This window comes from Maribacter dokdonensis DSW-8 (assembly GCF_001447995.1).
GTDB lineage: Bacteria > Bacteroidota > Bacteroidia > Flavobacteriales > Flavobacteriaceae > Maribacter > Maribacter dokdonensis.
The window spans coordinates 976,356-993,341 of record NZ_LDPE01000001.1 but is presented as its reverse complement, the minus strand read 5'-3'; the positions used below and the strand labels follow the sequence as shown (position 1 = coordinate 993,341).

Sequence of the window (16,986 nt, the reverse complement as noted above, 5' to 3'; positions counted from 1 at the left end):
TTATTGGGTTTTATCGATGAAATGCAATAATTTCAACCTGTATTAGTTATCTCAGTACATATTATTTTATGCGCCATATTTTTATTATTATTTGTGGGTTGTTTTGCTATTCGGTACTATCAGCCCAAAATCCGTTAGTTACCGGTGACAGCTTAGCACAACAAGCGTGGGTGAATAGCCAATATGCTCAAATGAGCTTGGATGAAAAACTGGGGCAATTGTTTATGGTCAGTGTAGCATCTAACCAAAGCAAACAGGCTACCGATAAAATTAAAAACCTGATTGTTCAGGAGCACTTGGGCGGTGTTATTTTTTCCAAGGGCGGGCCGGTACGTCAAGCAAAACTTACCAATAATTATCAAGCCGTATCTAAAATCCCTTTATTGATCGGGATGGATGCCGAGTGGGGACTTTCCATGAGATTGGATTCTACTTATGCTTTTCCGTGGAATATGACACTAGGTGCTATACAAGACAGTTCCATTGTTGAAAGAGTAGGTTATCAAATAGGTAAACATGCCAAACGTTTAGGGGTGCATATAAATTTTGCTCCAGATTTAGATATTAATACCAACCCAAAGAATCCTATTATAGGAAATCGTTCTTTTGGTGAAAACAGGGATAATGTAGTTCAAAAAGGAATTGCTTTTATAAAAGGAATGGAAAGGGCTGGTGTGTTGGCCAATGGGAAGCATTTTCCCGGTCACGGAGATACCGAGGTAGATTCTCATCATAATTTACCCATAATTCCTTTTTCCAAAAAAAGGTTGGATAGTCTAGAATTGTATCCGTTTAAAAAATTAATAGGTTCAGGTTTAAGCAGTATTATGGTTGCCCATTTAGAGGTGCCAGCTCTTGAAATGAAGAAAGAACTGCCTTCTTCAATCTCAGAACAAATAATTACAGGAATTTTAAAAGAGGAATTAGGGTATAATGGCTTGATTTTTACAGATGCCCTTAATATGAAAGGAGTATCCACAACCGGTAAAGAGGGTAGTGTAGAACTTGCAGCTTTTATGGCAGGTAATGATATGCTATTAATGCCAGAGAATATTGTAAGTGCCAAAGAGAAATTGACTAAGGCTTATGAAAAAGGTAAATTGACAGAGGATCGTTTAGCCTATTCGGTTAAGAAAATTCTAATGGCAAAATACAAGGCAGGTTTACATCATTACAAACCCATTAAGCTTGAAAACTTATATAGCGATTTAAATGGCCTTGAAGATGATATTGTTTATGAGCAAGCTATTGAAAATGCTATTACCGTAGTTAAAAATAAACTGGATCTTCTATCCATTAAGAACTTGGACAATAAAAAAATTGCCTATGTTAAAATGGGGAATTCGGACAACGAGGCATTTGTCCAAGGGTTAAAGAATTATGCAGAAGTTACCGTAATTGAGGCAAGTGATATTACTACTTTAATAACAAGACTAAAAGAATTCAATTTGATTATTGTTGGTCATCATATGAATAATGAGAGTCCTTGGAAGTCTTACAAGTTCTCGAATTCCGAATTGGAATGGCTGCAGGAAATTGCTAATGAGCGTACTTCTAATCTTATATTATGTGTATTTGCAAAACCATACGCACTATCGGATATCGATTCGTTCAATAATATAGATGCTGTGGTAATGGCATATCAAAATAGTGATATCGCCCAAGAAAAAACTGCAGAAATACTATTTGGTGCCGTAGGCGCTTCAGGTAAATTGCCCGTTACGGCGCATGAAGAGTTTCCGGTGCATACAGGAGTAGAAGTTAAGTCCTTAAGTAGATTGGGCTATAGTATACCAGAACGTGTGGGTATGAGTTCACAAGGACTAAAACGAATTGATGAATTAATGCACGACGGCCTTGATAGTTTAATGTTTCCGGGGGCACAAGTGCTAGTGGCTAGAAAAGGTAAGGTAATCTATCAAAAAGGATTTGGTAAACCTACCTATGATTCTAAAGAGAACATTACTAACGATTATATTTATGATTTAGCTTCCCTTACCAAAATATTGGCAACCTTGCCTATGGTCATGAAGATGGAGGAAGAGGGTAGAATTGGGCTTAATAATACCTTTGAGGAGTTGGTTCCTAATTACTCCAATACAGAAATTAAGAACGTAACAGTGCTTAAAGCATTGTCCCATTACGGACGTTTGCCGGCATGGATTCCTTTTTATATTAGAACATTGGATGATAACAAAAAACCTTCAAGTGAATTTTATAGAAATTCACCTTTGCCAGGTTTCTCTACCAAAGTTTATGATAATCTGTATTTAACAGATGCCTACCAAGATTCCATTTACAATAGAATAGGGAGGCAAGATTTAAAATCTAACCGGTATAGGTATAGTGATGTTCCTTACTACGTAATGAAAAAGGTAATTGAGGATAGCTATGGACAAAGGTTAGATTATTTAACCAATAATTTTTTATACCAAAGAATAGGAGCAAACCATACAACTTACAATCCTTTAGAGAAATTTGATAAAAATAGTATAGTGCCTTCAGAAGAGGATGATTATTATAGGTACGGCACGGTTCAAGGATATGTTCATGATATGGGAGCGGCCATGCAAGCAGGTGTTGGTGGTCATGCAGGTTTGTTCAGCAATGCCAATGATATTGCAAAAATTATGCAGATGTACCTTCAAGATGGTTATTACGGCGGTACAAAATTTTTTGATTCTAGAACGGTTAAGAAATTCAACACTTGTTATTTCTGTGAAAACAATGTAAGAAGAGGAGTAGGCTTTGATAAGCCTCAATTACAGCACAGCGGACCAACATGTGGTTGTGTTTCTCGAAAAAGTTTTGGGCATAGTGGTTTTACGGGAACTTATACGTGGGCAGATCCTGAAGAGGAAATTGTATATGTATTTTTATCTAACAGAACTTATCCGTCCGCATCTAATACACTTTTAGTTAAATCTGGGTTAAGAACTAGAATTCAACAAGCCATTTACGATTCAATTCTGAATTAAAAAAGGTAATTTTGTTGTAATGAAAATAGCAATAGTATGTTACCCTACCTTTGGAGGTAGTGGTGTAGTAGCAACGGAGTTAGGTATAGCATTGGCCAATAGAGGTCATGAAATTCATTTTATTACATATAAGCAACCAGTTCGTTTGGAGTTGCTGAGCAATAAGATTTTCTTTCATGAAGTGCATGTTCCAGAGTATCCGTTATTTCATTACCAACCATATGAACTTGCCTTATCCAGTAAATTGGTTGACACCATTAAGCTTCATAAAATAGACCTTTTACATGTGCATTATGCCATACCACATGCCTATGCTGGCTATATGGCCAAGAAAATGTTAGAGGAAGAAGGTATCTATGTGCCAATGATAACAACATTACATGGAACAGATATAACCTTGGTGGGTAAACACCCCTTTTATAAGCCTGCCGTAACGTTCTCAATAAACCAATCTGACGTAGTTACTTCAGTGTCGGAAAGTTTAAAACAAGGAACTTTAGAAACTTTTGATATACAAGGTGACATCGAAGTCATTCCTAATTTTATAGATGCAAAAAAGTATAGTACCTCTTTTACCGACTGCCAAAGGTCTAACATGGCAACAGAGGAGGAACGTATTGTAACTCATATTAGTAATTTTAGAAAGGTAAAACGTATACCGGACGTAATTAAAATTTTCAGTAAAATTCAGTTAGAAATTCCTTCTAAATTGATTATGGTTGGTGAAGGACCTGAGAAAGCTGGTGCAGAACGTTTATGCGAAGAATTGGGTATTTCCGATAAAGTTATATTTCTAGGTAATAGTAATGAGATAGATAAAATTCTGTGTTTTTCAGATTTGTTTCTTTTGCCATCCCAATCGGAGAGCTTTGGTCTTGCGGCACTTGAGGCAATGATCAATAAGGTGCCTGTTATTTCTAGTAATGCGGGTGGTATACCAGAGGTCAACACAGAAGGTGTTAGTGGGTTTTTAAGTGATGTGGGTGATATTAACGACATGGCTTCTAAGGCAATTACCATTTTGAAAAATGATAATGTTCTGGAAAGGTTTAAGTTAAATGCACTTAAGGAAGCCCAGCGATTTGATATTCAGAAAGTGGTGCCGCTATACGAAGAAGTTTATGTGCGAGCTTATAATGGAAGATTGAAAAATGTTTAAATATTCTATTTGTTTACTATTAGTCGCCATAATGCAATTAAATTCTTGTAAAAGTACTGCTCAAAGTAGTTTGCAAGAATCTGATGATGTTGGTATGAAACTTATTTTAAATGAGAATTATAGCGGATTTGAACAAGAGGAGTATTTTTTGATAAAAAACGAAAAAGAGTTAAGTGCTTTTTACGGAAAAATAAATAGAACCAGAAAGCCGGGGTTGACTCCGCCAATAATAGACTTTGAAACAGAAATGATTTTGGTTTGGTGTGGCGATAGTTCAGCAACAAACTATGCTAATTTCGAGTTGAATGAAAAGGATAAATTTATAGAGCTTCATAAACTTAAAAGCAAAACTTTCAAAGAAGAAAGTAAATTGGCGGTAAGCCCTTTTAGTATGTATAAATTACCATTAAGCACAAAAAGTCTTAAAATTAAAAAGTAATTAATCGATAATATTTCTACATTCAACTATCAAACGATTTTAACTGCTGTATACAGTAATTATTTTTTAACGACCTCATTTACAATTATTTTTACATTTTATAACCCAAATTATTAATTATGAAAACTACTAAAATTTTTAGTTTTATATTTCTGCTCATGCTATCGTCTGTCACATTTGCTCAAGATGAGCTTCAGATAACGGCTAAAGATAGTATTGTACAAAGTTCATGGATTTTTGGTGTAGGTTTAAATGCCGTTGATGATTCTGGTAATGTCTTTGATGGTATTTTCAATGTTGGTAAAGAATGGAACATAGTTCCATTTCCTTCAAGGGTAAGTATTGGTAGGTACTTTAAAAATGGATTGGGTTTAGAAGCTATTGGAGCTTATAACACTTATATGGAGGGTAATATAATTGATGGAAATGTAATATCAGAAGATATCAATTACTATAGCTTTGATGGTAGAATAACATATGATCTCAATAAAATTATTGGTCAGACTGGTTGGTTCGATCCTTATGTTGGTATAGGGGCTGGTTATACAGATGCTAACAATAAGGGTAGAGGTACGTATAGCGCAGTTGTTGGATTCAGAACTTGGTTTTCGGATCGTTGGGGTTTAGATTTTAATTCAAGTGGAAAATGGGCAATGAGTCAAGCTGATGGTGCTACAAATCACATACAACATGCAGCGGGTGTTGTTTATCAATTTGGTATCGAGAAAGGTCTTTCTAAACGAGGTGAAGAAAAATTAGAGTTGTTAGCGGCAATTGAAAAAGAAAAACAACGTCAGCAAGATTCAATCAATGAAGTAAATCGATTAAAGGATGAAGCCTTATTGGCAGAAAGGCTTAAGAAGCAGCAAGAAGCGGATGCATTGGCAGCTGCTAAAAAGGCGAAAATAGATGCGTTAAATAAGAAAAAGGAAGAAATTAAATCACGAATAGAAAGCTTGGGTAATGTTTATTTTGCCTTAAATTCTTCCGTCGTAAATACTAGTTCTAAGAAAGTTTTAGATTCTTTGGCAAATGTTCTAGATGAAATACCAACATTAAAATTAAAGATTACTTCTCATACAGATTCAAGGGGAACCTCTAAATATAATGATTGGTTATCTCAACGTAGAGTGGATAAAACAAAGGCTTATTTGGTCTCAAAGGGTATATCTGAAGATAAATTGGTTGCAGAAGCTTACGGAGAAACTATGTTATTAAACGAATGTGATGATAATACATATTGTCCAGAAGATAAACATGCTGTGAACAGACGTTCTGAGTTTGTTATTCTAGAGTTTTAAATGTTAATCTAAATAGTCGTTCTCCGTGTTTTATTTACATTTCTGTTTTATATAGAAATTGAATTAATTGGTTTTCTATACATAGGGAAAAAATCGTTTGTATTTGGGTCTGAATAATTAATGGAGTTCATTGTAAGTGAATTTTTAATTTCTTCATTCAAATACTCGTATATTTCTTGGTTAACGATTTTTCTTCCGGTATAGAATGTAATATCATTTTCTTTTGGGAAAAATGATTTTTTATATGCATAAAGATTGTCATTGTTAATTCTGCCACCTCCTAGAACATAGGTTTTATAGCCGTTTTCTATTGCCCAATTAATAATATTTACTTTTAAAAAATCATTTGGACGACAATTAAAAAATTCTGCATTGGTACCGCCAAGGTATGAGTATATTGTATCTTTTGATAATAATAAAAATTCCGTGGAAATAGGGGTGTTACCTTTAGAGACTATAGCGATAGCGCAATGTTGTGGATTCAATTTTACATAATTTTGGAAATAGTTTAAAGAAAAGTATAAATCAATATCCGCATTGCGTCTAATCATTGTGTTTTTGTATATGTCATAAAATTGAGAAACGATTTTAGGTTCCATGTTACCTGAATATACATGAAATGTTAATTGATTTTCTACAGACTTTCTGAAGTTATTTCGAACCTTTTTATCAAACTTATTCCATATTGTATTTGGGTCTGTAAGTTCCCCACAAACATTTTTTAAGGTCGGTATTATTTTACCATTATAGCCTAAGGTGTTATTGTTAAGGCTAAACCTTATAAATTCTGTAATAACATTATTTTCCTTATACCACAGGTCAGCAAGTTGCCAAAATTCATTCATGTCTTTTTCGTTGGCCTCTTTTGATATTAGTGGACCGCTATATCCATATGGACTAATAACATCATTAAAAGTGGTTTGTTTGTTGTTGATTAAAATAGGTCGAAGAACTATTGGCATTAGTATTATGGGCTCGTTGGCTTTACGCAATACAAAACAATGGATTGAGTTTTTTGAAAATTTATTGTTAAGGTTTAAATCAAATTTGAAAAAAGGGTTGTCATCATTAATTTTTGCACACTCTTTTAGGTAAGAGCTAAAGTTCTTTGGTGTGTCTATATTGAAAACTTTAAAAGTGTTGGATTTCATTATTCAATTTTAATTGCTTGAAATTCATCTGTTAATTTATTAATTGTTTTGACAATTATTTTGAATCCTTTTTTACGAAATTTTGTGTAAAGTAATTCAAAATTATCATTGTCATTTATTTTAATAGCTACTTGATTTAATATAATTCCTTTGTCATATTCATGGTTTATAATGTGAGTGGTAATTCCTGTAATTTTAACTCCATAAGCCAAGGCATCTTGAATAGCTGTCTTTGTTCCTAAAAAACTAGGAAATAGAGACGGATGAATATTTATTATTCTGTTTGGAAACGTACTTAACATTTCTTGTTTAATTAAGTATTTATAGTTCAGGAGAAATATAAAATCTATTCTTCTTGATAGTATTTCGTGGATTAGTTTTTTTTGATGTTCAATAGAATCTTTAAATGTGTTTCTTGATATTTGCAAAACATCAATACGGTTACTCTTTGCTATTTTAATCGCACTAAAATCGCTTGATTCGTAAATGATTAGAGAAATATCAAAGGAGTTTTGTTGAGGATTTTTTTGATAATAATTAATGATGTCATATACATTATTACCTTTTCCGCTACACAATAATGCCCATTTTACTTTATCGGAATTCTTCATGTAATCTCATTGAAGTAAGTTTAATCTATGATTACAAAGAGTTAGATTTTATAGTAAATGTATATTTAATTAAATACATTCTATTCTCTCATTAAGAATATTTTAAGGGAGAATTTAATTTCCAACATTGAAATTGAAAACCGATGAGGAAGTTTCATTTCCAACATAGTCTCTTGTTACTATTTTCCAATAATATGTATTGCCGGCTTCAACGGGAATATCGTTATATCTAGTTGTTTCAATATTCTCGATAAAAATTTCGGGAATTTCAGATTCCCCAAAATACAGATCATAGTTCAAAATGTCATTGTCTTCATCTTCGCCCTTCCATATTAAATTTACGGTGGTACTGGTTTGCGATATTGATGCTCCTGATACTGGTGATATTGCAATTGCAGCCAAAGGCGCCGTAGATGTACCCCAGGGGCCTATGTTTTTAAAAGTCCAAAGGGAACTTCCGTGATTTATAGAATCACTTACTGCCCATGAATAAGAGTTGTTTCGTTTAAGTGGAATTGAAGCTTTATTACCAGTACTTTCATACACTTGAACAATTTTGTTGTCGAGGTTGGTCAGCTCTAGGTAAAATATTTGGTTTTCATCTTCAGTTGAAGATTCCCATTTGAATTCAAGTGTATTGGTTGTATCTGTAAGTATTATTCCTTCGTTAACCTCAGAATTGTCTTCTGGATATAATAAGTAAATGGTGTTTTTTTGGTACTCAAGAACTTCAGCATCAACACCACATGAATATATTCCTATGAAAATTAAAAATATGAAGATTATTGTCGTTTTTCTCATTTTAACTAATAGAGTGAGGTTGGTAAAAGTGCAAAAAGTCCAAAATTAAAGATTATATGTTCAACGCTCTAAGTATTGATTGTAAATGTAACTATTTCATGTTAATTGATTTAAATGGTTTAATTAATTCAAAGAAAATAAGTTAACAATGCATATTTTGACAAAGTTGCAAGTAACTAGTTCATATAGTAGTTGTTGACTTGTAAACAATAGTAGATAAATGTAATTATTTTGTAAGAATTATTCGGTTAAATCGTTGTTTTTGAATCCCCCTAAATAAGCTTTATATATTGAAATTAAACGTTTTTATATGGCGTTGAACGATATTAATCGAGTGTTCGTTAATATTGCTTTTTTTTTGTTTTATAATTATACCCATCTCTATATTAATTAGAATTATGATTAAAAAAATTACTTCATCTTTTCGTAATGTAAAAAAATTACTGCTAGCAACAAGTGTTGTAGGTTCAGTAGCGGTTTTTATGAGTTTTAGTCCAATGTTTTTTGGACCTGGTTTAACTGAGGCTACTCCTTATGTAGCATTTTCGGATACAAACTTTCCAGATCTTAATATTAGTACTCAGCCTTATGAAGTTGCATTTGAGAATTTAACCTTTGATTATCCATTAACCTTTAATCCTGTGCCATTACAGGACCGGATAATAGTTGGTCAACTAAACGGGGAGATTTTTTGGTTTCAAGATGATCAAAATGCAAATGTTAAAAACTTAATTGTTGATTTTTCTGAAGAAGTCGGTTCTGCTGCGGGTACTAGAACTGATGGAAATATTGAAGTTTGGGACGGTGGTCTATTAGGACTAGAATTACACCCTGATTTTGGGACAAGTGGTAATAATTATGTGTTTATATATTATACTACAGAATCAGAAACAGGTGATGATACCTTAAATGATGGAGGAAATGGAACCTTTGGATGTGATTTCAATAATTTTCATGGAAATTACATTCATTTAGAGCGTTTTGAAATTGACCCTGTTGATCTTTCCTTTGTTGAAGGTTCTAGAATTAGGCTAATAAGACGTAGAATGTTAAACACTGCACACCGAGGTGGGGCTTTGGTATTTGGAGATGATGGTTTTTTATATGTAGCAATAGGGGAACAAGGACGTGCAATTAGCTCTCAAGATATATCTGAAAATATTGATGGAAGTATTTTACGTATAGATGTGGATATGGACATTACTAAAAGTCATCCGGCAATAAGAAAAATGCCTGAAGACATAGGGGCACCCGAAGAAGTTACAGGTCAGAATTATTTTATTCCTAATGATAATCCTTTTTTAGATCCATCAGGTAATAATTTTGAAGAGTTTTATGCTATTGGAATACGGAGTCCACATCGTATGAGTAAAGATTCGGATACCGGTTCAATATATATAGGTGATGTAGGGCTAAGTACTCATGATGAAATAAATGTACTTACATATGGTGGAAATTATGGTTGGCCTGTATATGAAGGTGAGGTTCAGGGACCTGAAAATGGTTGCGGAATTACTAGTTTGTTAAATGACATGCCTCATGAATTACCATTAACTGCATTCTCAAGGGAGGATGCTGGTTCTATCATTGGCGGTCATGTATATAGAGGTTCGGAATTCACGTCTTTTAATGGAAAGTATATTACTGCGGACTACATTACTGAAAAGATATTGTCTGTTGATATATCTTCGGGAGAGGTTTCCACTTTGGGTTCTATGCCTAGAAGACCTATTTCATTTGGAGAAGATGCTGATGGAGACATATTTTACCTTACTGCAGGTAATAATATACAATTACTAAGGTTTGTTGAACCAGGAGTTGTTACTGGTGTACCTCAAACCTTGACAGCAACTGGAGCTTTTACTGATGTTGAAAATTTGGTGGTTAAAGATGGTTTTTTACCGTACGAACTAATTGATCCTTTTTGGTCCGATGGTGCATTGAAAAAACGTTGGATGGCTATTCCCAATGATGGAAATCCAGATACAGTTGATGAACAAATTAATTATTCAGAAAATGGAATATGGGAATTTCCCGTGGGTTCGGTAATGATAAAGCATTTTGATTACCCTATAGATGAAAATAACCCAGAGGTGACGCAAAAAGTTGAGACGAGATTTTCTATAAAAAATAGCAATGGAAATTGGACTTTCTTATCATATAAGTGGAATGCTGCACAAACCGATGCAACTCTTATTGATATGAGTTCTGGTGATGCACAAGATGTTCAAGTTGCTTTAGAAGGTGGGGGTAGCAAAACAATTACGTGGCAATATCCATCCACAAGTGAATGTTTAAGTTGTCACAATGAAATATCAAAAGGAACTTTAGGGCCAAGAACTCGGAATTTGAATAGTGACTATGATTATACTGGTGTTGGCGGTGTTTCTGGTAATCAATTAGTAACATTAAGTGAGCTTGGTTTTATAGAGGAAACCATAACTGATGGCGATACACAAAACTTTTTGACCCATGCATCCATTAATGATATTAATGCGAGTATTGATGACAAAGCAAGATCATACTTAGATTTAAATTGTGCTTATTGTCATCGATCGGATAATAACCTTCGCGCAGATTTTGATTTAAGATTATCAAAAAGTTTAATAGAAACTAATTTATTGACAGCATCAATTGCGGAACCTGTGGAAGAAATGCCATCGGATCAGCAGATTATTTTTGTAGGTGATCCATCTAAATCTCAAATTTATCATAGAGCTAATAGTACTACACCAGGTGTAATGATGCCGTGGTTAGCCAAAGGTCAGGTAGATGAAGCAGGTGTGGCCTTATTGGAGGAGTGGATTACTAACTTATCAATTCCACCCACACCGGTAATTTCGGCAGATAAAACGCTTGGTAATATAGATTTGATAGTCAATTTTACAGGTAATGAATCTACCGATGACGAGTCTGTTGATTCATATGAATGGACTTTTGGTGACGGTGGAACATCTTCAGAAATAGATCCTAGTCATACGTATACAGTACCAGGTGTTTATACCGCTACTTTGGCAGTTACAGATAATGATGGTCAAACAGAATCAAAATCAATTGAAATTACTGTAACTGGTGGCGCTGTTAATAATACAGCAGATGAGAATATTAATGTAGCCTTGGCTGGTGATGCAATATTATCTAGTCAAATACATGGTGAAGAGGGGCGTGGGGTAGCCCAGGATATATTATATGACCCTTCAATCAATGATTACGTTGTAGCAACGGATTGGAATGAATTTGGAGTTCTTCAATATCATGATGCGGGTACATTACCTATAGATGAAGCGATTACTTGGAGAGTAGATTGGTTGAATAAAAAGTTAGTCAACTATATTACTTTTGGGGGTACTTATCCTAATCAACCTCAACCCAATACGGCTTGGAGACTTAGTTATCGTCAAGGAGACAACTGGATATTAATAGAAGAAGGAGTTGGTGGTTGGATCGATTCTGGAATTTATGAATGGGGAGGTAAATCTCAAGAGCCTATTGAAGCTGATGCTTTCCGTATGCAATTATATAGTGATGGCGTAAATGATATTGAAAGTACGCATTTAAGGGCAAGAGGAGGTAACTCTTTAAGAATTGACGACACTGACCAACCTATAAAAGCAACCTTGTTTCAATATTTGGAAGATGATGGTGCTCCAACTGCAAGATTTGATTATACAACTAATGATCTGGAGGTAACTTTTGATACTTCCGAAAGTACTGATGATGTTGGTATTGTGACCTTTGATTGGGACTTTGGAGATGGTGAGACATCAGATGAACAAAACCCAGTTTATGATTTTGTAGGTCCAGGAACTTATGATGTTACTTTGACGGTAACGGATGCTGATGGATTAAGTGATAGTTTTACGCAAAGTATAACTGTTGATGGAGTTCCTGTTATACCGGTGGCCAATGCCTCTTCCAATGTTCAATCGGGTCCTGCGCCTTTGACTGTTGAATTCACGGGCAGTGGTTCTACAGATGATGTTAGCATAGTTTCCTACGCTTGGGATTTTGGAGATGGTTCTACGTCTTCAGAAGAAGATCCAATATATGAATATACGGTACCTGGTACTTATAATGCTACATTAACGGTTACTGATGCAGATGGTAACGCTGATGAATCAACGATAAAAATTGTTGCAAATGGAGGTGCAGTGGATAATAATGCAAACGCTAATGTGAATTTAGCCTTGTTGTCAGATGCTGTATTAAGCGGTTCGGTAGAAAATGGTCGAGGTACACCTGAAGCTATATTATATGATCCATTACAGGATAATTACTTTGTTGTCACTGATTTTAATGAATATGGTGTTGCCAATGGTGAAAACTTAGGAACTCCAGATGTAGATAACGGTTTTAAATGGCAGGTAGATTGGGCTAATAGAAAGGAAGTTAATTATATCACCTTTGGTGGAGTATATCCTAATCAACCACAACCAAATTCTGAATGGAGAATTAGTTATAGAATTGGTAATGATTGGACTATCTTAGAAGAAGGAACTGGTGGGTGGATCGATGCTGGAATCTTTGAATGGGGTGGTGCAACTACAACACCCATTCAGATGGACGGTCTTAGGGTTCAAGTGTATAGTAATGGTGTAAATGAAGTAGTAAGTATTCATCTAAGAGGTCGAGGTGGGATTTCTAATAGATTAGATGATAGTGATACCCTAACAAAAGCTACCTTAATACAATTTTTACCAGATACCGGTGCGCCAGAAAGTGCTTTTGATTACACTATAAATAATTTGGAAGTAACTTTTGATTCTTCTGAAAGCACAGATAATGTTGGCATTGTTTCCTATACATGGGATTTTGGAGATGGTAACGGTTCTACCAGTGCAAACCCTGTACATACTTACGAAACTTCTGGTACATATGATGTTACTTTAACAGTTACGGATGGCAATGGTTTAAGTGATATTTCGGTTCAAGAAATTACTGTAATGGAAGATAATTCTATACCGGTGGCGGTTGCTACTTCAGATGTGTCCGTAGGTCCTGCACCTTTAAATGTACAGTTTAGAGGTAGTGATTCTAGTGACGATGCTGGTGTGGTCTCTTATTTATGGGATTTTGGAAATGGAGAAACTGCCAATGTGGCTAATCCAAATTATACTTACTCGGCATCTGGCAACTATACGGTTACTTTAACGGTTACCGATGCAGATGGTAACACCAATATAGACGAACTCACTATTTTAGCTAATGGAGGAGCTGTGGACAACAATCCAAATGCCGGTTTAAATTTGGCATTACTTCCAGATGCAGTATTAAATGGATCTGTTTTAAATGGTAGAGGAACACCGCAAGCTATTCTTTTTGACCCATCAAGAGATAATTATTATGAAATAACAGATTTCAATGAGTATGGGGTTGCAAAAGGTGAAAACCTTGGAACACCTGACGTTGATAATGCATTTGTATGGCAGGTAGACTGGGCCAATAGAAAAAATGTGAATTACATTACCATCGGTGGTGTTTTTGATAACCAACCACAACCAAATTCGTTGTGGAGAGTTAGTTATAGAGTTGGAAATAGCTGGTCTATCTTAGAAGAAGGTACAGGAGGTTGGATCAATGCTGGTATATTTGAATGGGGAGGTCAAGCTCAGGCACCAATGGCTATAGATGGACTTCGTGTGCAAGTATATAGTGACGGTATTAATGATTTAATTAGTATCCACTTAAGAGGTAGAGGCGGTGTGTCCAACAAAGTAAATGATAGTGCTACGGAGACAAAGGCTACGTTGATTCAATATTTGCCGGACACAGGAGCTCCTGAAAGCAGTTTTGAATATGTTATTAATGATCTTGAAGTCGATTTTGATGCTACTTTAAGTACTGACGATATGGGTATTATATCTTATGAATGGGATTTTGGAGATGGTAATACGTCAACTGACCAAAACCCAACAAACGTGTTTGCAACTTCAGGTTCTTACAGCGTTATGTTAACAGTAACCGATGCAGACGGTTTAAGCGACACCTCTACTCAAGTCATTAACTTGGGTGCACCAGCAAATGAAGCGCCAGTTGCCGTAATAGAAACAAGTCTAATTACGGGGGCAGCACCACTTACGGAAGATTTTGTAGGTAGAAATTCAAGTGATGATGTTGCTGTAGTGACCTATACATGGGATTTTGGAGATGGCAATTCATCTACGGAAGCAGATCCTACATATGTTTATACTCAACCTGGCAACTATACCGCTACTTTAACGGTAACAGATGAGCAAGGGTTAACGGATCAAGCATCTGTAGATATTATTGTAACCAGTGATCAACCAGATAATGGACCTAATGCAGGTATTAATATTGCCTTATTACCAGATGCAACGGTAACTGGATCGGCCACGAATCCTAGGGGAACAGTACAGTCTATATTATACGATCCGGCAAGAGATGATTATTTTGTTCGTACGGATTATAATGAATATGGAGAGCCGTTTGGTGCTAATTTAGGAACACCGGATGTTGACAATGGTTTTAGATGGCAAGTAGATTGGGCCTCACGTAAATTAGTGAATTATATCACCTTTGGTGGTGCATATGATAATCAACCACAGCCAAATTCTTTATGGAGAATTAGTTACCGTGTAGGTAATGATTGGATTGTTTTGGATGAAGGAGCAGGTGGCTGGATCGATGCTGGTATTTACGAATGGGGTGGTACGGAACAAGCACCTATTCAAATGGACGGATTAAGGGTTCAAGTCTATAGTGATGGAGTTAATGATTTGGTAAGTATTCATTTACGTGGAAGAGGTGGCGTGTCAAATTCTATAGATGATAGTGCTACTGAGACAAAAGCTACATTAATACAATATTTACCTGATACCACTGCACCTGAAAGTGCTTTTGATTATACCATAGATGAACTTCAGGTAAGTTTTGATTCTTCGTCAAGTACGGATGATAACGGAATTGTATCTTATTTTTGGGATTTTGGAGATGGAAACACCTCTGACGAACCAAATCCAATTCATGTATACGCTGCCTCTGATACCTATAATGTTTCCTTAACGGTTACGGATGCAGATGGTAAAGTAGATACTTCTGCCGCTAATATTTCTGTGGCTGGAAATGGTATTCCTATAGCGCTTGCTACCGCAGATGTATTGGAAGGTGATGCTCCGCTAACGGTTTCCTTTAATGGTAGTGGGTCTTCTGATGATAATGGTGTAGTATCCTATTTATGGGATTTTGGAAATGGTGAAACTTCAAATGAAATGAATCCTGTATATACTTTTGAAGATGTTAATGTTTATGAGGTGATATTAACGGTAAGCGATGCTGAAGGTCAAACCAATAATACTTCATTGACCATAACCGTAAATGAACCAAACGTGGCACCAGTAGCCATAGCTAGTTCAGATATTGTTTCTGGTGAAGCGCCACTTACTGTGTCTTTTGTAGGTAGTAACTCCACAGATGATGATGGTATAGCTAGCTATACTTGGGATTTTATTGATGGCGGTACATCAAATTTAGCAGATCCAGAGTATGTTTTTGAAACTGCAGGTGTATTTGAGGTAGCCTTAACCGTTACGGATGAAGAAGGATTGTCCAATACCACAACGCTGACTATAACGGTTGAAGAGGGTATAGTTGTAAATGAAGCACCAGTTGCCATAGCTAGTTCAGATATAACAACAGGTGAAGCACCGCTTTCAGTATCGTTTGTAGGTAGTAATTCTACAGATGATAATAACATTGTTACTTATTCATGGGACTTTGGTGATGGTGGAACTTCTATGGAAGTTGATCCAGAGCATGTTTTTGAAACTGCCGGTGATTTTACGGTGGTATTGACCGTGACCGATGATGAAGGCTTAACAGATGAAGCATCTCTAGTGATTACGGTGGTTGTTGAAAATGAATTCAACGAAGCACCAGTTGCTGTGGCTAGTTCAGATGTGGCTACAGGTGAAGCTCCGCTTACGGTATCATTTATAGGAAGTAATTCAACTGATGATAACGGTATTGTTTCTTATGAATGGAATTTTGGTGATGGTAACATAGTATTTGAGGCTGATACTGAATTTGAATTTGAAACAGCTGGTACATATGAAGTTGTTTTAACGGTAACAGATGAGGAAGGTTTAACGGACTCAACTTCATTGTCCATTGTGGTAGAAGAAAATGAAGTACTTGAAGAAGTAGCGTTGGATATGGTATTATCACCTAATCCGTCTGTAGATTTTGTTGAAATAACTTTAAATGGTATTGTTGATGATGAAGATATCATCGGTTTTATGCTCCATGATTCCGCGGGTAGATTAATTAAGCAGTACACCCCTAATGAAATTTTTGTAAGTGGCACGTATAGAATATCATTAGAAATTTTAACCGCAGATGTATATGTTGTTACTGTTGTATTGAATAATGATGAACCTGTTTCTAAGAGACTAATTTTAAGAAGGTAACATTTGTTTTATAATTTAAGTCGTGTTAAAGTTTTTTACTTTAGCACGACTTTCTTGTTTCAATCATGTTATGCTGTTAATTATATAGTTTTATCGAATAATTATAATAAAACTTATTAT

General features: G+C 35.3%; 8 protein-coding genes. 5 read left to right on the top strand and 3 right to left on the bottom strand.

Going from position 1 to position 16,986, the window contains the following annotated elements; translation table 11 throughout:
* The first annotated feature begins 68 nt into the window (after nt 1–68).
* From I600_RS04420 to I600_RS04405, 4 genes are all read left to right on the top strand, one after another.
* The gene (locus tag I600_RS04420) at nt 69–2,978 is read left to right on the top strand and encodes a glycoside hydrolase family 3 N-terminal domain-containing protein (protein WP_058103281.1); all 2,910 of its coding nucleotides are present in this window, start codon (nt 69–71) and stop codon (nt 2,976–2,978) included.
* A 19-nt stretch (nt 2,979–2,997) separates the two neighbouring features.
* A complete protein-coding gene (gene bshA / locus I600_RS04415) occupies nt 2,998–4,137 on the top strand; it encodes an N-acetyl-alpha-D-glucosaminyl L-malate synthase BshA (RefSeq protein ID WP_058103280.1) in 1,140 nt (379 codons plus the stop codon).
* A 31-nt stretch (nt 4,138–4,168) separates the two neighbouring features.
* Nucleotides 4,169–4,576, top strand: coding sequence for a hypothetical protein (locus I600_RS04410; protein WP_157490842.1), 408 nt, complete (start codon nt 4,169–4,171; stop codon nt 4,574–4,576).
* Nucleotides 4,577–4,695: 119 nt separating this feature from the next.
* Nucleotides 4,696–5,877: an OmpA family protein gene (locus I600_RS04405; protein ID WP_058103278.1), complete on the top strand. Its 1,182-nt coding sequence runs from the start codon at nt 4,696–4,698 to the stop codon at nt 5,875–5,877.
* A 47-nt stretch (nt 5,878–5,924) separates the two neighbouring features.
* Here I600_RS04405 and I600_RS04400 read toward each other — a convergent pair whose 3' ends face one another.
* The 3 genes from I600_RS04400 to I600_RS04390 form a co-directional block, all read right to left on the bottom strand.
* A complete protein-coding gene (locus I600_RS04400) occupies nt 5,925–7,028 on the bottom strand; it encodes a GNAT family N-acetyltransferase (RefSeq protein ID WP_058103277.1) in 1,104 nt (367 codons plus the stop codon).
* Nucleotides 7,028–7,639, bottom strand: coding sequence for a formyltransferase family protein (locus I600_RS04395; protein WP_058103276.1), 612 nt, complete (start codon nt 7,637–7,639; stop codon nt 7,028–7,030). The genes I600_RS04400 and I600_RS04395 overlap by 1 nt, the downstream gene beginning before the upstream one ends.
* Nucleotides 7,640–7,753: 114 nt before the next feature.
* Complete coding sequence (locus I600_RS04390; protein WP_058103275.1) at nt 7,754–8,440, bottom strand: hypothetical protein; 687 nt, start codon at nt 8,438–8,440, stop codon at nt 7,754–7,756.
* Nucleotides 8,441–8,838: 398 nt separating this feature from the next.
* On the opposite strand from I600_RS04390, the gene I600_RS19575 reads away from it, so the two are divergent.
* On the top strand, nt 8,839–16,866 hold the full coding sequence (locus I600_RS19575) for a PKD domain-containing protein (RefSeq protein WP_058103274.1): 8,028 nt from the start codon (nt 8,839–8,841) through the stop codon (nt 16,864–16,866).
* Nucleotides 16,867–16,986: the final 120 nt, after the last annotated feature.